Here is a 17835-nt window from a genome sequence, read left to right as displayed (position 1 = left end):
CATCGCTAGGCCTTTTTTATTGGGCGCTATTCCAGAAGTGTCAACAAAGTGTCAACAGAGCTTTGGCGCGTACTTGATGGCATCGGCTAAATGGTCGGGTGATAGGTGTGCATAACGCATCGTCATGGCAATGGTTCTGTGTCCGAGAATTTTCTGCAGGGTGAGTACATCACCGCCGTTCATCATGAAGTGACTCGCGAACGTGTGACGGAGCACGTGGGTTCTCTGCCCCCTGGGGAGCCTTATGCCTGCGTCAATGATGGCAGCGGAGAACGCTTTATAAGCGTCGGTGCGGAAGATCCTTCCGATCCGTGGCCCGTGTTGGGTGAGCGACTTATAAAGCTCTTCACTGAGCGGAATGGTGCGGTTGCGGCCGTTTTTAGTGCCGGTGAAGGTGACACGGCTATTTCTTAGCATTTCCGCTCTTAGGGTCTGGGCTTCGCTCCAGCGGGCTCCCGTGGCGAGACAAAGGCGTGTGATTAATTCAACGTCTGGGTTGTTGGCGTGTTCGAGTACGTTAAAAAGTTGACGTAACTCTTCATCGGTCAGGTAGGCGAGCTCTTTTTCGTCCAGGCGCAACGGCTGCATTTTGGCGAAGGGGTTAGGCTTATTCCATTCTCCAAGCCGTATGAGCTGGTTAAATACCGCTCTTAAGTGGGCATGGTCATGGTTGGCCGTGTTGGGTGTGATACCCGCTTCCAGGCGTTTCTGACGCAGTTCTGAAGCGTCCACGGGGGTGATCGTGGCGGCCGTTGGATTGCCCATGATATCGGCTAAATTATTTAGCTGTGAGTTGCGTCGTTTACCGTCTTTGAGAGAGCGGCCATGGTAGTCATACCAGAGCTTGATCAAGTCTTTTAGGGTGCGACGATCCCTTTTTGGGCTGACGTAACTTTCGCCAGTGGCAGCCTTGGCTAATACCTTGCCTTCAAAGCGTTTCGCTGCTGCCTGGGTAGGCAGTATTTTACGGACACGCTTTCCATATCGGCCTTCCGGCATGATGTCCACTTTCCAGCCGGTTTTGACTTTCTTAATGCTCATTACGCGGCTTTGCCTACTAATCGTCGCTCTATCAGTTTCTGTTCGACGATCTGCCGGAACTGGCCGGTGTTGACGCTTCGTCGCCGGTAGTACTGTTCTAGGTCTTCCCACATGCCGGAGCGCTTGAGATAGCCTATCGCTTGGTCGGTGCGGATACCCTGGCGGGCGTAGATGCTAATCAGGTTGCCAAACGCCAGGGTGACGTTCTTTTCGTTGCCGAGCCCAGGCGCTTTTCGCGCTCGCTTGTACATGAAGCCGGGTTCGTGACAGTAGAAACGGGCGTCGTCTTGGAGGATCTGCCACGCGGGGTCGATCAGGTTGCGGCGGGCGTCCAGGCGATAGGATTGCATGGCGGTACGCCAGAGGCCGGTGAGGTGCGGTACCACGTCGACGAAGCGGCTGAAGCCGTGGTTGTGATCGAGCACTTCACCGGTGTCGACGTTGCAGGGGATGCCTTGAGCGTACTCACGGAGTACGGACTGATGGAAACGTAATTCGATACGCCAGACGGTTTCTTCGGGGTTGTAGGTGCTGTTGAGGTCGTCATCGACGGCGTTTTGCCAGATACCTTCCCAGAAGTGCATTTTGTCGCGGTGCTTGGCTTCCAGGGTCTTGTTGTAGATACAGCATTGCAGGGCGCCTGCCGTGCCAAACATGTAGGTTTCACCGCGGCCATAGGTGGTGGCAATGTTGCCGTGGTCAAATTCCAGGGTGTCGATGCCGTCGATCCGCATGATCTTCTTGGAGCGGGTCACGAAGCGTTCCATGAAGTTTTTAGGCGGCTCCCAACCTTGTACATCCAGGGCGAGGTGGATGGCTGCGCCTACGGGCTCTCCTTGAGTCAGCATGGAGGCGGCGATCATATCCATGAACTTTTGGCACTGCTGAGGGGAGCGCTCTTGGATGAAGTGTGGGCTTAGCTCGATTTTCAGATGGCTACCGGTATTCTCGGTCTTTACGTGCCGTGCCTGGAAGAAGACGATAGCACCTAGTTCATTGTTTTGGAGGCGGTAGCGGAAGCCTGAACCGGCTGCGCCGGCACCTACCGACCACTCCTGGTCAAAGAGGCGCATGGTGGCCCCTTTGCCTTCGTTGTAGACGTTGATGATCTTATCGAATTGGGGAAGCTGCGGTTTGCCCTGGTAGAGCTGGCGTACTGTATCCACGCCCGCGTTCAAAATGCGCAGATTGTGCATTTCTCGCTGTCCTAGCGAGCTGATAAGCAGCTTTCCAAACTGGTCTTGTTCGCCGCGCTGGAGCGACGCGATAGAGTACCGTTCCCAACGTTCCATAGCCTGAAATCCTCTATTTTTGAAAATGCTTCAATGTGCTGTAGTGAGCCAGTAGCTCATTTGGGCTAATTACTCTGCGAGACGTGTTACAGGGATGGCCTCGACCTCGTGACGCCAGCTTGTGGTTGTCAGCCCTGCTACGGTATTCGCGGCGTTTGGGCGTGCAACGGGCTGATTGGCGTCATAGCGAGGGAGCACCGTGGCCTGTAACAGCACATGGAGGTTGGTACGTTGGCGGGAGTTGGATTCGTTCTGGAATAGACGACCGGCGAGGGGGACGCTTTGTAAGCCTGGCACTCCCATGACCTGTTGTTGGTCATTCTGGGAAGAAAGGCCACCTAACAGCAGTGTTTGGCCGGAACGTATCTGAACGGTGGTATTGATTTGCCGTTGATTCGTAATGATATCTGAGGCTAGCACAGAATCCGTGAGCGAGTCAGCCGATGTAGTGATATCCATGATCACCAGGCCGGAGGCGGTGACCACCGGCAGGACGTTTAAACGGATGCCCACATCGCGGCGCTCGATGGTCTGAAAGGGGCTGTTGACGTCGGCTGATTCGCCGGTGACGCGGCCCGTGACGAACGGGACATTCTGACCGATGGAGATCGTGCCACGCTTGCCCGAGAGGGTGAGTATTTGGGGTGTGGATAACACGTTAGACGTTGAGTCGCGCTGTAAGGCATTGATGGCAAACGCGAGTATGTTCCCGTCGAAGATCCCGAAGGTGCCACCGGAGGAGGCGAGCGAGGTGCCTAGGTTGGCGGTGTTGAAGCCACCCGCGACACCGCTACCCGTGGCCCGACCCAGTGAGACGCCGAGATCGAAGGTATCGCCGTCCGTGGTTTCAAAGATGACCGCTTGAATGAGCAATTGCGGGTGGGCGACGTCTACTTGGGGAATGAACTGTTGAAGCTGTTCAAGCTGCTTTGCGGGGCCCTTGGCCAAGATGGCGTTAGAGGCATGGAGTACCTGCACACGGGGCAGGGTGCTGCCTTCCTGGGCGTTCTGGGTGAGGAAGGTGGTGATCAATGGGGCGATATCGTCAGCGCGCACGTTATCGAAGGAGAACAGGTGGGTGGCCTGGGGTTCGGGCGGTGGTGTCAGGGTGGGGGCGTTGGCGATCGCGGCGGCGGGATCGTGTGCGCCTGGTGCAGACAAAACACCTGGTGTTTGTTGGGTGGCTGATTGACTGGGTGATTGGCTGGCCGGGGCAACGGTCGGGGGTTGCCTGGGAGGATGGTGTAGCCGTGGGAGCTCAACACGCCTTGAAAGAATTCTTCCAACTGGTGATCGGGTACATCGGGGGCGTAGACCGTGAGCGTGCCGGTGGCGGTGGGGTGAATGGCTAGCGGGGTGGCGGTTTGATCCACGTACCAGCGCACAAACTCACGAATGTCGGTGTCTTGCATATGAATAGGGCTGGCATGGGCGCTGGTGGCGATGCAGGTGGCCAGGGCGAACGAGGCGGCGGTTTTAGCAGCGAATTTCAGCATGGGTGACTCCATTTTCGATGCGGACGAGGCAGGCGCTCACAGGGACGATGCCGAAGCCTTGGCGGGCGAGATCGTCGGTGGTGAGGGTCTGGCGGTCGCTATCAATGAGACGGTAGGTGGTGTGGTCGCCAAACTGGGTAAAGCTGGCGATACGGGTAGTGCTGAGGTCGGGCAGTACTAGCGGTGCAGCGGGGGTGTCGTCTTGTGATCGTGCGTTGACGCGGTCGGCGACGAGTACCGACAGGGTGATAAAGCAGCCCAGCGCAAACGCGGCCAGGGAGAGAAACGGGCGGTTAAAGCGTTTCCAGTAGATACGGGTCATTTTCATATAGAACCTCGCGTCACGCGGTACCCTGAGCCTGCCGTGGGTGAGCCAGGGCGGTAGCACGGAATAGGTGCCGTGGGCGTAGTGGTCAGAGAAGGCTTGTTTGGTGTCGTACGCGGGGTAGAGCGCGCGGCCGGTGTAGGTCCAGCGTTCGACGACGATGGAGGTGGGGGAGTCGCCGTATTTGACGATGCCCAAATGCACCTTGGGCATGGGCATCTTGCCACCGGCGAACATGGACCAGAGCGAGCCGATAAGGGGGATCGAGATGCGGTCCAGGCGACGGCAGTAAACGACGTGTTCCGCGAGGGCAACGCGGGCTTGCTTGTCCATGATCGACAGGTCTTGAATCAAGAAAATGATATCCCAGCCGAGTTTTCGGGCATGGAGAAACCAATTGATAACGTCTTGACGGCTTTTGTCGTTCCAGGAGCGGGCGTTGAACCAGGTGCCGCATTCATCCAGCACCAACAGGCCGTTTTTATGTTCGTCGTAATCGTCGGTACCGGTACCGATGGACTCCAGGTCAGCCAGGACGGGTTTATCAGGGATGCGGTAGCAGCGGGTCTGTTTGGCTTTTTCGCCAATCAGCTTATCCAGGTTCAAGTCCAGGTTGGTGGCGACCTTACAGCCGCGATTGAGCTTGTCCTTGATCTTGCCCACGGCGACGAGGGTTTTACCGGCGCCTAGTTTGCCGGTGACGACGTAAACGGCCATTAGAAATCACTCAAAAAAAGTGAAATTAATTTGGTATAGATTGCAAATAGAAAAGCCACTGCTTTAACGCCAATAATAGCGGACAGACAAGCAATAAAATTACCCGGCAAGATGCGTTCTATACCATCGCCAAGCATAGGAGGTAGAGTCACAACGATAGTGTCAAAAAGGGTAGAGACCGATGAGTAAAGAAGGTTTATGACGATAACAATCGCGCCAATTTTAATGGTAAATAAGGCAACTCTTAAGCCTACTTTTATACCAAATATTTGAACATGTGCTTTGAAAACACCTTGGCTAATAACTTCAACAAGGGTGGCCCATATTGCAGCAATGCCAGCTAAAGGAGATGCCATAATAATTCCTTAGTGAGGACGGCTTGAAAACATGGTTGAAATGATGATGTAAACTGTAACGACATAAAGGATCCATGCTAAAGAAGCACGAATAAGTTCAAATATTTCACAATCAATGGTGAAGCTATAAATTTGGCCAGGAGCAAACTCCAAAGGAGTGCAGGAAGGGGACGGTAGTTGAGGGATAACGGAATTAGCTAAATCCTTCATGCCATCTACAAGATTAGAAAAAGTCGAGTCAGTACCGTCAACTAGGTCAGTAAGACTACTTCCAGCACCGTCCAAGGATTGTTGCATCACTCCTTTATTTTCTTCAGCAGTTCCAAACTGAGCTTCTAGGTCGGATTTAGAAGGAGAAGAGTCCCCAATAGCAGCAACTTTGTTATCGAATAATGAGGCAAGTTTGTCGATTAAGGTGTCTAGAAAACCTTCCTCTTCTCCGTCACCTTCGCCATCGCCATCGCCATCGCCATCGCCATCGCCATCGCCATCGCCATCGCCATCGCCATCGCCCTCACCGTCAGAGCCACCGGAAGAGCCGCCACCGCCGCCAGAGACACGGACGGTAATGTTTTTCATGCCATCGACGATGGCGGTTTGAAGGTCGCCGAGTTTGCTGTTTAGGCTGCCTGTTTGATCGCCAATGGCGTCAGTAACATCAGTCGTTTGGTCGTCTAACGAATCGGTGAGGGCGTCCGTTTGGTTTGTCGTCGCGGTGGTAAGATCGGTGGTTTGACGGTCGATTTGAAGATTAAGATTCTCAGAAGCATTATTTGAGATGGTTATAAAGTCTTCTGTTTGCTGCGAAATAGCGCCGGTCACATCATTGGAGAGGGAGTTGATAGAGTTGCGGTTTGATTGGCCAGAGGAACGAATAGCCTCAATAACGCTGGCGTCATCAAACTCGAAATCCGGTACGGTTGAGCCGTCGTCGGAGCCGCCGCCATTGTCGCCGCCTGGGTCGGTAGGATCGCCGCCACCACCTGAGCCCGATTGAACATTACCGCTCGAATCAACATAGGAGAAGTAATCAGGAGCGGCGTCCCAATCGACTAAATAAGAGGTGTCGCCGATAGTGACGCAACTAGACGGGTCAGAGCAGCCACCTGGAAGAGGCTCTAAATAACTAGGAGTGGCAAAATCGTCAACAGGCAAAGAGCCATCAGACGATGACGCTAAACCCCCGGTAATATTATTGCCATAAATACCATAATCGCCTGTTGAAACAGATTGTATAGGCACAGAGCAATCTAAAGATTCACCAGAACCAGCACACGTTAAAACACCGCCTCCCATAGAAACAGAACAGGCACCGCTGTGCGTTTTAACAGAGCCACCCGATGCTAAATAATTTGAGACACTAGCATTCTGGGTGTTGTAAGAGTTTCCATTTTCAGATTGACACTCGTCGTCTGTTTTAGAAGGTAATAAATTAGGATTATCATTAATTAATGTTTTAAAATCCTCATCAATGCAATCGACGCCAGCAGGACACGATGCAACATCTATAAGATGAATTTCCTTATTACTCCTAAATCCGGACGTTGTATTATAAAAACATCCATCATAATAAACAGCAACATTATGATTAGACGAAACTAAGGAATTATTAGAAATATATTTATGACAAACAGCAGCAGGAGTAGAACCAGTATAAGCTCCAGAAAGAATAGAAAAATAATAAACATCAGAGTAAGCGGACACACTAAACACCATTAAAAAAGGCGCCGATAACGTCAATAAAGCGGCTTTTTTAATCATGTTGCCCTCGCTATATAAAAAGGGGCGTTTCCGCCCCTTGGTGGTCCCTTGCTTGACGGGATTAAGTGGCCTTGTTAGCAAATTTCTTGAACACGCCGATGGCGAGCAGTGAGCCGACCACGCCGACCACAACCGGCCATGCGTAGCCCGCCATTTCAGCGGCCTGTGATTCAAGTTCTGAGAAGGCGGCAGCGGCACCGGTGGCTTCCTGTGCGTGAGCGACTGCCGAGCCCATGAGTAGAGCAGCACCGCCTGCGATCTTGGCTTTGGCGCCGTTGAAGGTGGCAGCGACGGTGTGGATGAGGGTTTGCTTGGTCATTAGACAGACTCCATAAAGCGTTTGAAGATCAAGATTGAGTGTCCGAAAGCCCAACCGAGGGCGTAGGACGTGAATAGGGAACCAACAACAAACGTGACGCTGGGATCGTTCATCGTTGCCCCCCATTTATTGAGCCGATCCCGAACGCGAGGACGAGGCCGACGCAATAAACCAGGAGCCACAGACCTTCAGGTGTACTTGTGTCCATGGCTCAGAATCCTATTTTTTGTCGCTGTGGGTCGCCGGCTGTGGCTGGCTACCGGTGGCGTTGGGTTTGCGGGCGGCGATGACATGAAGCACGGTTTTGCCACCGGCGGCGGCGGAGGAGGTGCGGAGTTCGATATCCAGTTCCATGGCACAGGGCATGTGCGGGGCGGTGGCGTGGAGCTGGTCGAAAATGTCATAGGGCGCCGTCATGATGCTGACCTGGTTGCCGATGGCGTTTTCGTTCTCGGCTGAGGCGGCTTGCATGATGGAAATTTTGGCGCCTTGGACGCCGTTATCCATCTTGTAGCGAGAGGCGCCGATAACGTGGGCTTGAATGGTGTTGATCATGGTGGTGTTTCCTTTTCGTTAGCGTTGGGTTCTGGCGGCTTGCGTTAGGCAGTAGTCCGCGAGAATGGCTAGCTCAGTGGTTTCAGGTGTGATGCCGCTTTGTACTAGCACCAGGTATTCCGCCTGGGCGTAGTAGGTAGCAGCGCGTGCATAGTCCCTGCCGTGGAGGCACCGCTGGCCCCGCTCCCTCAGAGCTCGGGAATCGAGGCAGGGGGTCCCAGCCCGCCCTCCGTGGCCCTTCGGTCTTTCTGCACGGCAGCCCACCTCGGGGGTGGAGTAAACCCTTCGTGCCTCAGGGTTGACACCACCCCCGACGCGGGCTAGGGACGCCGTGCGACCGAAGGGCGACGGATGACGGGCAGGGGACATAGAATTAGGCCTCTGAGCCGTGGGGAGCGGGGGAGGCGGCACGGGCAAGGGCTTCCAGCGGTGCTTTGTCGCCGCTTTCCAGTTGCGCCAGGCCGTACTCAATCAGCCGTTCTGACAAGGCTGAGGAGGTGAGGCCGTTGGTGCCCGCCTGGATGAGGTGGCGGCTGTGGGTTTCCGGATCGAGAAAGACGCGGATGGGCTGTTTTTTACTCATGTGCATAACTCCGAAAGGGCTAAAGGCCGTTGTGGATAAAGGGCGACGCGTTAGCCGTGGGGGTGTGGATAGATGCGCCGGTACCACAATCACCGATGAACAAGGGGAGGCGTCGGTAGATCTAGAGGCGCGGTCGGGGGTGCTGGGGTCGTCTGGGGCGTTGGTAACGCCGTAGTTCAGTGCCAGGAAAGCCAGGGCAGCGCGGTAACTGGGAAAACGAATGCGGTAGCGTTTGCCTTCGCTGTCAATCAAGGCCATTAAATCGTTTTGGGCGACGTCTGAGAGGTCGAGAGTAAGCAGGTGGTCAGTGGGCACGAATAGCTTAACGACACCGTTAGCGGAAACGTGGAGGGAAACAGAGCCGTATTCATTAATGCCGCGATAAAAGCAGCCATCGCAAAGCAGAGAAGCGGCGTAAAAGGTGCCTACAACGTCCAGGGTATGCGTGGTGAACGCTGTAAGGCTGTATAAGGGAGCTTGGGGGGCGATAGCGGTCATTAGTTCCAGTCCTCCGATTGAAGGCACTCAGCGGTGAAGAGCGCGACGTTAATAAGGCGACGACGCCCCACTTTGATCACTGGGAGGTTCCCCTGGTTAAGCTGACCCCGAACAGTGTCGGGGGATAGGCCAGAAAGCTCGGAGAAACGCTCTATCGTCATGACGGGCACCTGGGGTGCGGGGACGTGGGGCGTGTTGCTCGTTTCCATGCTGTACCTGCTCGCTGTGGCATGTTGTGGTATCTTTAAATGATCAATGCTCACTAGAGCACGCTGTATCATGATTCCAATATAGTAGGATCTTAACATAGTGTCAAAGACTGATGGTGAAAAAATCCGAGAAATTCGAGAAGCAGAAGGAATGGGACGGCAAGAGTTCTCGGAAGTGACAGGAATTAAGAAACAGACCCTGATCAGCACAGAGACAGGAAGGATGACGTGCTCACTAAAAACAGTGAGACAAATCACAGCAGTATTTCCGAAATACAGAATGTGGTTGGTAGATAACCAGGTAGACGAAGAAAAAGGGCAAATAAACCCGGAGATAGAAAAGGCGCGCCGCGAGTTGAAGCAGACAGGGACGGATACCAACTAGCCAAACGAGTTGTGGATAGATGGTATCCAGGGGGAAGGCATTGTGGATAAGGGCAGTAAGGGGATTAAACGTTGTGGATGAAGCGAGAGAAGCATTTCAACAGATGATGAAAATGGCGATCCTGTTTGGTGGGATGGCCATTTTTTATATCTGGATTGAAAGTAAGCTATTAAAAAAATGGAAAAAGAGAAAGCGTAAGGGGAACAGATAATGGAAAGTTTGGACAGAATGCTAAATAATGCGTTGCGTGAGTTTGATGCGGGAATGCAACAAGCAATCTATTACTCAATCTTTATTGATATAGTTTTGCTGATAGCACTTGGAATTTTTACATGGTGCTGTTGTGTATATGTTGTTAATTATAAACGCCTTGTGGATGAAAGTGTAAGACTTAAGAAAACTCAAAAGCAGCACGCTATTGTTAAATCAGAGCGTGAAAGGTTAGAGGTTAAACGGCTAAAGCTAGAACTTGGCTTTAATGAAGAGCTGAATAAGTTGGAAATTAATAACGCGAGTAACTCGACACCTCACCATTACAGATAACTAGCATATAAAACCTCCCCGTATCAAGGGAGGCGAGCACGCATCCTGACTCTGGCATTACGACGTTCGAGAGTGGTTTGATAGACGCTTCTGTGCGGAAAGTAAAAATAACGACGAGGTTGGGGCGTTATTGGTTGGGATGATTGTGAGGGTGGACGCACAGGGGGTGGAGGGATAACAGTAAGGTTATCGGTATCAACCTTACTTGACTCACCACTTGCACAGGGGAAATCCTGAAAGGTGGTATGACCGTTTGCAACACATTTATATAATTCAGCATGTGCAAACGATGATAAGCAGCTAAACATTATGAAAGTTGTTATTTGCCTAACCATCTTTCTCTCCTTTAACCATTAATTTCTAGCGCAACATGCCCTGGTGTTGAGCGTGGGCGAGCCGGACCCACCACAATGCGTACATCTCGGCCAAGTTTGGCGAGGCATTCCAGCATTTTGGATTCACTAATGCCCCGAAACTGGCCTTTTAGCATTGCTGAAACTTTGGGCTGTGGCAAGCCGGTCAATTCAGCTACTTTAACCTGGGTAAGACGGCGGCGTTTGATCACGTCGCCGATCTTGGCGGCAAGCTGTGCTTTGATAAGCATTTCATCGGCATCATTGCTGTGGATATCGTCGTAGACGTTGCCGGTGCTTTCTTCAATGATCATTAGGTTTCTCCTTTGGCGTGTTGTTCTGCCGCTTTCAATCGGTCACGAATTTTGTCTATATCGGGTTTGGGTGTGGAGATCCCCGTGGATGACTTTTTTTGAAAGCAGTGAAGTACATATACCGCTTCCTGGATGCGAACCGTGTAAACCGCGCGGTAGGTATCACCCTGGTAATCTTCCACTACCTCAAGAACACCAGCCGAGCGAAAGCCTTTGAGTGGCTTAGTTTGAGTGTGTTTTGAACCGGATTGAGCTAGGTGAAGCGCGAAGCCGAAAACATCTTTCACATCCTCGGGCATGGCTTGGAGATCTTTTTTTGAGCTAGCTACCCATCGCAAAGGTTTTGGTGATTTGCTATCCATGGGAAAAAATATATACCTATTTGGTAATAATGGCAAATGAACGTGAAGTGTCCACATTGTGACAACATTTTTGAGCTGAAACGAGCCAAAACGAGCAATTTTTAAGGTGAAAAAGCTTTAAATTCAATGCAGTGTGCTAGTGTGAGTCGGTGCGCTAAGGCTTCAAAATCCGCCGCCTTTACGGGTGTGCCAGTTCGAGTCTGGCTACCGGCACCAAACATTAAAAATCAGGCGCTTAGGCGCCTTTTTTTGTGCCTGTCATTTGAGTTTTCCTCTCCTGAATGTCTGAAACTGTCCACTTTTTGTCCACCTCGGTTTTCGAGGCTTACTGCATAGCGTTGACTAGCTATGCTTAGTTCTAGCTGCAGCACTGTAGCTTCTAGGCTACTATTTTTGCTTAGATGTATTTATGCGAGGCAGGCTGGCTAATGCTTTAGCCCATTCTCGCATCGTGAGGGTGAAAAAATGAAAAGCCATGATGATGCTGTGATTACAATGCTTCGAGAAGACCCTGATATGGCTATCGATTATTTACGCACCGCTTTTGATGAGTTGGATGAGGAAGGCGGCGAAACGACCCTTCTTATGGCGCTCCGCCATGTGGTGAAGGCCCAAGGTGGAATGGCAGTCGTTGCTGAACGTGCCAAGCTATCAAGAGAAAGCCTTTATCGTGCATTATCGCCTAAGGGTAACCCTACCTTGCGTACTATGACTGCCGTCATCAAAGCCACTGGCTTATGACTTAACCCGGCAGGCTTCGTGAGCGAACCACTTAGAAGCCATGAGATAGAGAGGAAGCGCCGCGAAATTAAACAAACAGGGACGGGTACTAGCTAGGACAACGGATTGTGGATAGATGGTATTCAGGGGGAAGGCATTGTGGATAAGAACAGAAGGAAATAAAGCGTTGTGGATGATTAGTATTTAAAACGACGACTTAATAAATAAAAGAAGGGAATGATGGAATGAATCCACTTATAGGCGTTGAAGATTTTTTTATTAAAACTGTTGTTTTTGTAATTATAGTCGCGTTATGTACAGCAATATTGCAAGGCTTGTTAAGCAAAAGAATAGTAGCTAAAAAGAGAAAAAATAAAGCGCGTAAACAATACGTAAACGCAATGAATTATAGGCGTGATGGCGTTGTAAGGGACGTAAAAGAGGAAGTGGAAGATAAACGAATTGAAAAACTTAAAGAGAGTTATGAGAAAAAGGATAAAAATTATTCTGAAAAATTAATAATGGATGGCGGTGCATACGTAGCTAAAGCAAAAATGATGAGCGCATCAGAACAAGGCGTGTATAAAATTCTAGAAAAAGCCTATGGGGATAAGTATTACATCTTTTGCCAAGTAAGGGTTGTGGATATAGTTCAGCCAAATATCACTAAATATCAGACGTGGACAAAAGAGTATAAGTCTCTCTTTTGGCAAATATCACAATGGCACTTTGATTATGTCATGTGTGATAAAAGTAGTTTTAGTATATTTTGTGCGCTTGAGCTTGATGACGCAAGCCATGAGAGAGCCGATAGAGTGAAAAGAGACCGTATTTTAAATGCAGTATGTAAAGATGCTGGTGTTGTTTTAAAGAGAATGAAGTTAAATCATGAAAGTAAGAGAGTAGAGGTTATCTCTTGATATGAAAAGATAATGGCTGTTTAAGATACCTCAAGCTGTACATGCCCAGGTTTAGAGCGTGGGCGAGCTGGCCCCACCACAATGCGTACATCACGACCCAGGCGAGCGAGAGACTCAAGCATCTTGAATTCGCTGATGCCCCGAAACTGGCCTTTAAGAAGGGCAGACACTTTAGGCTGAGACAGGCCAGTCAACTCGGAAACTTTGACATGCGTTAAACGGCGCTGCTTGATGACCTCACCGATCTTGGTAGCAAGCTGTGCTTTGATCAGCATTTCATCGGCATCATTGCTGTGGATATCGTCGTAGACGTTGCCGGTGCTTTCTTCATTGATCATATAGTTAATTCCCTGAATAACTCGACACCTCACCATTGCAGATCCTCACCGAATGATGACCGTCCTGAAAAGGGCGACTTCCATCCCAATAGAGATAACGGCATAGGTTGCCACCAAAAGTGCGTGTGGATCTCCTCGAAGGCTGACCGAGAATACGAATGGCCTGGCTTTCAGTCATACCAGGAAGCACGATCCCCCTTGCTGCTGCACTCACCTCAGCGTTTCGACGTTCAGTGCTCGATTGATAGGTGTTATTGCGGCTGTTGTAGCTAGGGCGTTGGAATTGCTGCGCAGGCTGATAAACACGCGAAGCAATAGGGCGGGTAGCCGGGGCAGGGATCGGCAGGGTTGATAACGTGCCGGTATTAGAACGTGGTGCAGCACCTTGCGAGCATGGAAAATCTTGAAAGGTGGTATGGCCACTAATGATGCACTTGTGGACATCAGCGCTGGCAGTGAGCGGGGAGAGCACCAGGAGAGCAAGCAAAGCGGCTTTTTTCATCGCTCTAAACGCCTAACTTAAAATAGTCTTCTAATCCTAACAAAATATTGCCCTAAAGTGTCCACATTGAGACAACAAAACTTTGCTCTAGCGAGCCAAAACGAGCATTTTACGAGGTTAAAAACCTTTAAAATCAATCCAGTGTGCCAGTGTGCCAGTGTGAGCCGGTGCGCTAAGGCTTCAAAATCCGCCGCCTTTACGGGTGTGCCAGTTCGAGTCTGGCTACCGGCACCATCTTTAAAAAAAGCACTTAGGTGCCTTTTTTTGTGCCCGTCTTTTATGTTTTCTCTCTCCTAAATGCCTGCATGTGTCCACAAAGTGTCCACGTAGGTTCTGGCTTTTACTTGCTCCCACGAGCCAAACTCTCAGCCGCAATCTGGCGATAAAGACTAACAAGCTCTGCGCTCTTCGCATCCTCGTGCCAACTAGCAGCGTAAGCTTGAGCTCGTTTGGCAAGCTGTTGGCAGAGGGCGTTATCGCTTAGCAGGCGGTTAACTTTTGCGGCGAAGTCGTCATGGTTATCCTTGGCGATCAGACAGCCTTCTCCCTCTTTCAATACATCCAGCGTGCCCATCATAGCGGTGGAAACCACTGGTGTGCCCAGGGCCATCGCTTCCAGCAGTACCAGCCCCTGGGTTTCCGTGCGGGATGCAAATACAAAAACGTCGGCGGCGCGGTAGGCGGCTTGCAGCGGGCCGTGGCGGTCGAGATAGCCAAGGAACAGCACCGATTCTGCCACGCCAACTTCCTGGGCGCGCCGGACAAGCGAGTCATGGGCCGGGCCTTCGCCGGTAATGATTAGCCGGGCGGTGGGGTGTTCGGCTAATACCTTGGGCAGCATATCGATCAGAAAATCGATGTTCTTCTCAAAGGCGGCGCGGCCGACATAGAGCAGCAGGCGCGCATCTGTAGGCAGATCGTAATGAGCACGAAAGTCGCTATCATCCTGGGCCCCCTGGGGGTGGCAGAACGACTCCAGCGACAAACCGGTGGGAATGACCGTAGAGGGCGTGGTCACTCCGTAGCGGGTAAGGGTTTCCTGCATGGCCCGTGAAGGAGCGACCAAGGCGTCGAGCTGCTGGCACTGGTGCACTGAAAGCCGACGCGCGGCAAGTCGTAGCCAGCGTCGTGGAAGCCAGCGGATATAGTGGTGAACATACTCCTCAAAGAGGGTGTGGTAGGTCGCTATCACCGGAAGCCCGAGTCGACGCCCAAGCGCTACACCGGCATAGTGGGCGGTAAACGGTGTATGGACATGAATGAGATCAAAGGCTTCACCTGCCAGCGAAGGTGCCAGGGCTAGCAGATCACGGTAGCGCATCATGCGGTCTTCAGGATCGCCGGGCACGCGGCGGGTAGGAATACGCAGCACGCCCGGTTCGTCCACTTGGCCCACCGGGTAGTCGGGGCAGATCAGCGTGACCGAGTGGCCCAAACGCTCAAGGGCACCGTGAAAACTGGCAATGGAGGTGGAAACGCCATTGACACGGGGGAAGTAAACATCCGAAATCATCAATACTTTCATACCGCTCTGCGGCATGTTGGTCGTTGACGCTGCTGGGTGAAACAGCGTTAAAGTCGATGCTAGCCGCGCCTTGCGGTCAGCTTCACGTTGTAGATGCAGGGCATTACCGTTGGCTAATTGAGTTAGGGCCGCGAGTTCTGGGTCACTGAGAGGAGAGCTGAGATAGGGGCGTCGGCGCTGTGGCATGTTGTTTGGACTCTTTTGGCAGCTTATTGCCACGCTAACCCGAGTCCATGACTGGCGGATGACAGCCAGCACCCAGCTTGCGCCCATTGAGCAGAGCGTTTGCGCACAGTGGGCGGTTCCCTCGCTTTTTGTTGCCTAGCCGTTTTATAGTGCTTCAATAGCACTCGACGAAAGACGGTAATCGACCATGGCCCTTTTTGAGCTGCATAGCCGCAACTTAGCCCAGGAGCAGGTGGCCCATACCCACGATTTCCATCAGCTTATTCTGGCCACTTGTGGCGTCACGGAGCTTTCGATGGAAGGTCGGGGGGAGCGGGTTACCGCTCGCCGTGGCTGTCTGATTCCTTCCTCGCGCCATCACGAGTACCAGGGTGATGGCAGTAATCGCACTCTGGTGTTGGATATTCCCGTTGCGCATTTGGCGTCGCTTGAAAAGGGCAGCGAGATTGAACGCCTGTTTGATAAACCGCGCTTTTTCAGCGTGCCGCCCGCGTTAAACCAACTGACCCACGCCCTGGCCAATCAGCTTGAACAGTGCCCTGGGCTGCAGAATGAAATCGCGATTCTGCTGCTGCGTGCGCTGACCATGTACCTGCAAGATGCCTCTCCCTCAGAGGTCGGGCAATTGGGTCAGCACTGCATCAGCGAACGCCTCGATCTTGCCCGCCTGGATGCTTGGTTGGATCAGCATCTTGCCGATGAGATCCGTGTCGAGCAGCTAGCTGCTTTATGTGCCTTGAGCCCAGGACACTTTCACAGCTGCTTTCGTGAGCTGACCGGCGTGACGCCGCTGGCCTACGTGCAGCGCAGGCGCTTAGAGCATGCCCGTACCTTGGTTCGCCATAGCACGCTCAGCTTAGGGCATATCGCCATGCTGGTGGGCTTTCGCGATCAAGGCAGTTTTTCCCGCGCCTATCGGCGTTATTTCGAGCTTTCCCCTTCTTCAGATCGCTAGGTTCCCATCTGGCCGCTAGCCCCTCGCCGAACCGTTAGTGATAAAATTTTCCTGCCTGCATGACTTGCGGGCAAATCTACCTCAGCTTCGGGCAAGTAATTTGCCTGCTAGCGCTTTAGTCTTTGACTAATCCCTTATATCAACACCCTTTATATCAGCAGCACCGCTTTCAAGGAGCAACACCATGGGCGTTACCTATCAAGACAGCAATGCACGTATGAGCCAAGTGGCGATTCACAACGGCACCGTTTATCTAGCAGGCCAGGTTCCACCTGATGCCACCGCGGATATGCGCGGCCAAACCGAGCAAGTGCTGGCGCGTATCGATCAACTGCTAGCCCAAGCGGGCACCTCGAAAGAGCATTTGATATCGGCGCAAATCTGGGTCACCAGCATGGCGGAATTCGATCAAATGAACGCGGCTTGGGACGCCTGGGTCGTGCCCGGTCGTCCGCCGGTGCGTGCCGCGCTTGAAGCCCAGCTCGCCAAGCCCGAGTGGAAAGTTGAGATCATGGTGGTAGCCGCGCTGCCGGAGGCCTGATATGCGGGTTGTTACTGCCGAAGAGGTCACTCGCCACCTGACGTGGGATGGCTTGATCAAGCGGCTACACACAACGTTCGTGAACGGCGTGGAGTCACCTCCCCGCCATCACCACGCGATGCACCGGCCCGATGGCGAAGCCACCATGCTGCTAATGCCCGCCTGGGAAGCGGCGGGCTATATCGGCGTGAAAATGGTCAACGTGTTTCCGCAAAACGCCGACCACGGTATCCCGGCCATCTCTGGTCTTTATTTGCTCAGCGAGGGCAAACATGGCCAGCCGCTGGCCTGTATCGATGGCAGCGAGTTAACTCGGCGTCGTACGGCGGCGGCCTCCGCGCTGGCCGCCCAAGCCTTGGCGATTGAAAACGCAGAAACGCTGCTAGTGGTGGGCACCGGTAAGTTGGCGCCCATGGTGATTGAGGCTCACGCCAGCGTGCGCCCTATCAAACGTGTGCTGATCTGGGGCCGTAATCCCAGTAAAGCAGCAGCCATCGCCGACGAGTATGCCGAACGCTTTGAAACCCACGTAGTGGAAGAGTTGGCGGATGCGGTGGCTGAAGCGGATATCGTCAGTTGTGTGACGCTCTCTACCCAGCCGCTGATCAAGGGCGAGTGGCTGACGCCCGGTACCCATCTGGATTTGATCGGCGCGTTTCGGCCACAGATGCGCGAAACCGATGCTCTGTGTTTGCGACGCTCAGAGGTGTTTGTGGACACCTACGCCGGTGCCAAAGGCGAAGCGGGCGATGTTCTGCAAGCCATTGAAGAGGGCGAATTCCAGTTCGACCAGATCCAAGCGGAGCTTGCCGAGGTGCTAAGCGGGGCTAAATCGGGGCGCTCTGGGCCAGAGGCCATCACGCTCTTCAAATCGGTGGGCGCCTCGCTTGAAGACTTGGCCGCTGCTATTGAAGTGTGGGAGTCACTCCCCGAACAGCCATAATTTTTTCAGCAGACATGGCTTTAATAATAACAACAGTAACAACGACATCGTCACCGATCAGGTGGCCACGCCAGTCATAACGAAGACCGACCAATA

At 52.5% G+C, this 17835-nt stretch carries 24 protein-coding genes and 1 tRNA gene; 8 read left to right on the top strand and 17 right to left on the bottom strand.

From position 1 onward, the window contains the following. Nucleotides 1-51: 51 nt before the first annotated feature. The 11 genes from KO116_RS18175 to KO116_RS24800 all read right to left on the bottom strand — a co-directional run bounded on the left by KO116_RS18175 (nt 52) and on the right by KO116_RS24800 (nt 9152). Nucleotides 52-1041: a phage integrase gene (locus KO116_RS18175; protein ID WP_035564565.1), complete on the bottom strand. Its 990-nt coding sequence runs from the start codon at nt 1039-1041 to the stop codon at nt 52-54. After that, a complete protein-coding gene (locus KO116_RS18170) occupies nt 1041-2333 on the bottom strand; it encodes a hypothetical protein (RefSeq protein ID WP_035564563.1) in 1293 nt (430 codons plus the stop codon). The genes KO116_RS18175 and KO116_RS18170 overlap by 1 nt, the downstream gene beginning before the upstream one ends. A gap of 69 nt (nt 2334-2402) precedes the next feature. After that, the gene (locus KO116_RS18165; protein ID WP_052703802.1) at nt 2403-3494 is read right to left on the bottom strand and encodes a secretin N-terminal domain-containing protein; all 1092 of its coding nucleotides are present in this window, start codon (nt 3492-3494) and stop codon (nt 2403-2405) included. Continuing rightward, complete coding sequence (locus KO116_RS25335; protein WP_052703801.1) at nt 3437-3829, bottom strand: hypothetical protein; 393 nt, start codon at nt 3827-3829, stop codon at nt 3437-3439. Before KO116_RS25335 ends, KO116_RS18165 begins: the two co-directional genes overlap by 58 nt. After that, nucleotides 3810-4871, bottom strand: coding sequence for a zonular occludens toxin domain-containing protein (locus KO116_RS18160; RefSeq protein WP_035564558.1), 1062 nt, complete (start codon nt 4869-4871; stop codon nt 3810-3812). The genes KO116_RS25335 and KO116_RS18160 overlap by 20 nt, the downstream gene beginning before the upstream one ends. Next, nucleotides 4871-5227 (bottom strand): DUF5455 family protein, encoded by a 357-nt coding sequence (locus tag KO116_RS18155; RefSeq protein WP_035564556.1) that lies wholly within the window; start codon nt 5225-5227, stop codon nt 4871-4873. The genes KO116_RS18160 and KO116_RS18155 overlap by 1 nt, the downstream gene beginning before the upstream one ends. Nucleotides 5228-5236: 9 nt before the next feature. After that, the gene (locus KO116_RS25510) at nt 5237-6988 is read right to left on the bottom strand and encodes a hypothetical protein (RefSeq protein WP_200897107.1); all 1752 of its coding nucleotides are present in this window, start codon (nt 6986-6988) and stop codon (nt 5237-5239) included. A 61-nt stretch (nt 6989-7049) separates the two neighbouring features. Continuing rightward, nucleotides 7050-7307 carry a major coat protein gene (locus KO116_RS18145; RefSeq protein WP_045812172.1) on the bottom strand — a complete coding sequence of 86 codons (258 nt, stop codon included), beginning with the start codon at nt 7305-7307 and terminating at the stop codon, nt 7050-7052. A gap of 219 nt (nt 7308-7526) precedes the next feature. Then, nucleotides 7527-7862: a hypothetical protein gene (locus KO116_RS18140; protein ID WP_035564552.1), complete on the bottom strand. Its 336-nt coding sequence runs from the start codon at nt 7860-7862 to the stop codon at nt 7527-7529. A 373-nt stretch (nt 7863-8235) separates the two neighbouring features. Next, nucleotides 8236-8943: a hypothetical protein gene (locus KO116_RS18135; protein WP_035564551.1), complete on the bottom strand. Its 708-nt coding sequence runs from the start codon at nt 8941-8943 to the stop codon at nt 8236-8238. Then, entirely contained in the window at nt 8943-9152 is a 210-nt protein-coding gene (locus tag KO116_RS24800; RefSeq protein WP_035564825.1) for a helix-turn-helix domain-containing protein, read from the bottom strand. The genes KO116_RS18135 and KO116_RS24800 overlap by 1 nt, the downstream gene beginning before the upstream one ends. Nucleotides 9153-9252: 100 nt before the next feature. On the opposite strand from KO116_RS24800, the gene KO116_RS18125 reads away from it, so the two are divergent. After that, nucleotides 9253-9537: a helix-turn-helix transcriptional regulator gene (locus KO116_RS18125; protein ID WP_045812171.1), complete on the top strand. Its 285-nt coding sequence runs from the start codon at nt 9253-9255 to the stop codon at nt 9535-9537. Nucleotides 9538-9747: 210 nt separating this feature from the next. Beyond that, nucleotides 9748-10080 (top strand): hypothetical protein, encoded by a 333-nt coding sequence (locus KO116_RS18115; protein WP_035564546.1) that lies wholly within the window; start codon nt 9748-9750, stop codon nt 10078-10080. 23 nt (nt 10081-10103) lie between these two features. Here the strand turns inward: KO116_RS18115 and KO116_RS26345 are convergent, their stop codons facing one another. The 3 genes from KO116_RS26345 to KO116_RS18105 are packed head-to-tail and all read right to left on the bottom strand — an operon-like array spanning nt 10104 to nt 11109. After that, nucleotides 10104-10388 carry a DUF4124 domain-containing protein gene (locus KO116_RS26345; RefSeq protein WP_442905826.1) on the bottom strand — a complete coding sequence of 95 codons (285 nt, stop codon included), beginning with the start codon at nt 10386-10388 and terminating at the stop codon, nt 10104-10106. A gap of 38 nt (nt 10389-10426) precedes the next feature. Continuing rightward, complete coding sequence (locus KO116_RS18110; RefSeq protein ID WP_035564544.1) at nt 10427-10747, bottom strand: helix-turn-helix domain-containing protein; 321 nt, start codon at nt 10745-10747, stop codon at nt 10427-10429. Further along, nucleotides 10747-11109, bottom strand: coding sequence for a type II toxin-antitoxin system RelE/ParE family toxin (locus KO116_RS18105; protein WP_035564542.1), 363 nt, complete (start codon nt 11107-11109; stop codon nt 10747-10749). Before KO116_RS18105 ends, KO116_RS18110 begins: the two co-directional genes overlap by 1 nt. A 465-nt stretch (nt 11110-11574) precedes the next feature. Here KO116_RS18105 and KO116_RS18100 point away from each other — a divergent pair, with 465 nt between their 5' ends. Both KO116_RS18100 and KO116_RS24200 read left to right on the top strand, forming a co-directional pair. Beyond that, entirely contained in the window at nt 11575-11850 is a 276-nt protein-coding gene (locus tag KO116_RS18100; RefSeq protein WP_008959752.1) for an addiction module antidote protein, read from the top strand. Nucleotides 11851-12074: 224 nt separating this feature from the next. Beyond that, the gene (locus KO116_RS24200) at nt 12075-12749 is read left to right on the top strand and encodes a DUF2726 domain-containing protein (protein WP_008959751.1); all 675 of its coding nucleotides are present in this window, start codon (nt 12075-12077) and stop codon (nt 12747-12749) included. A gap of 20 nt (nt 12750-12769) precedes the next feature. On the opposite strand, the gene KO116_RS18090 is transcribed toward KO116_RS24200, so the two are convergent. Together KO116_RS18090 and KO116_RS25140 are read right to left on the bottom strand one after the other, a co-directional pair. Then, nucleotides 12770-13087, bottom strand: a complete 318-nt coding sequence (locus KO116_RS18090) for a helix-turn-helix domain-containing protein (RefSeq protein WP_008959750.1) — start codon at nt 13085-13087, stop codon at nt 12770-12772. A 4-nt stretch (nt 13088-13091) separates the two neighbouring features. Next, nucleotides 13092-13589 (bottom strand): hypothetical protein, encoded by a 498-nt coding sequence (locus KO116_RS25140; RefSeq protein ID WP_139041605.1) that lies wholly within the window; start codon nt 13587-13589, stop codon nt 13092-13094. A 153-nt stretch (nt 13590-13742) separates the two neighbouring features. Here KO116_RS25140 and KO116_RS25270 point away from each other — a divergent pair. Next, nucleotides 13743-13823, top strand: a tRNA-Ser gene (locus KO116_RS25270). Nucleotides 13824-13929: 106 nt separating this feature from the next. Here the strand turns inward: KO116_RS25270 and KO116_RS18085 are convergent. Beyond that, nucleotides 13930-15300: a glycosyltransferase gene (locus KO116_RS18085; RefSeq protein ID WP_082072642.1), complete on the bottom strand. Its 1371-nt coding sequence runs from the start codon at nt 15298-15300 to the stop codon at nt 13930-13932. A 187-nt stretch (nt 15301-15487) separates the two neighbouring features. On the opposite strand from KO116_RS18085, the gene KO116_RS18080 reads away from it, so the two are divergent. The 3 genes from KO116_RS18080 to KO116_RS18070 all read left to right on the top strand — a co-directional run bounded on the left by KO116_RS18080 (nt 15488) and on the right by KO116_RS18070 (nt 17739). Further along, on the top strand, nt 15488-16255 hold the full coding sequence (locus tag KO116_RS18080; RefSeq protein WP_035564540.1) for a helix-turn-helix transcriptional regulator: 768 nt from the start codon (nt 15488-15490) through the stop codon (nt 16253-16255). 184 nt (nt 16256-16439) lie between these two features. Continuing rightward, nucleotides 16440-16796 carry a RidA family protein gene (locus KO116_RS18075; RefSeq protein WP_008959745.1) on the top strand — a complete coding sequence of 119 codons (357 nt, stop codon included), beginning with the start codon at nt 16440-16442 and terminating at the stop codon, nt 16794-16796. 1 nt (nt 16797) lies between these two features. Further along, nucleotides 16798-17739 (top strand): ornithine cyclodeaminase family protein, encoded by a 942-nt coding sequence (locus tag KO116_RS18070; protein WP_008959744.1) that lies wholly within the window; start codon nt 16798-16800, stop codon nt 17737-17739. Nucleotides 17740-17835 lie beyond the last annotated feature (96 nt).

The sequence above is a fragment of the Halomonas sp. KO116 genome (genome assembly GCF_000734975.2).
Lineage (GTDB): Bacteria > Pseudomonadota > Gammaproteobacteria > Pseudomonadales > Halomonadaceae > Vreelandella > Vreelandella glaciei.
Note: the sequence above shows the minus strand (reverse complement) of the source record. Positions and strands in the feature narration are given on the sequence as shown.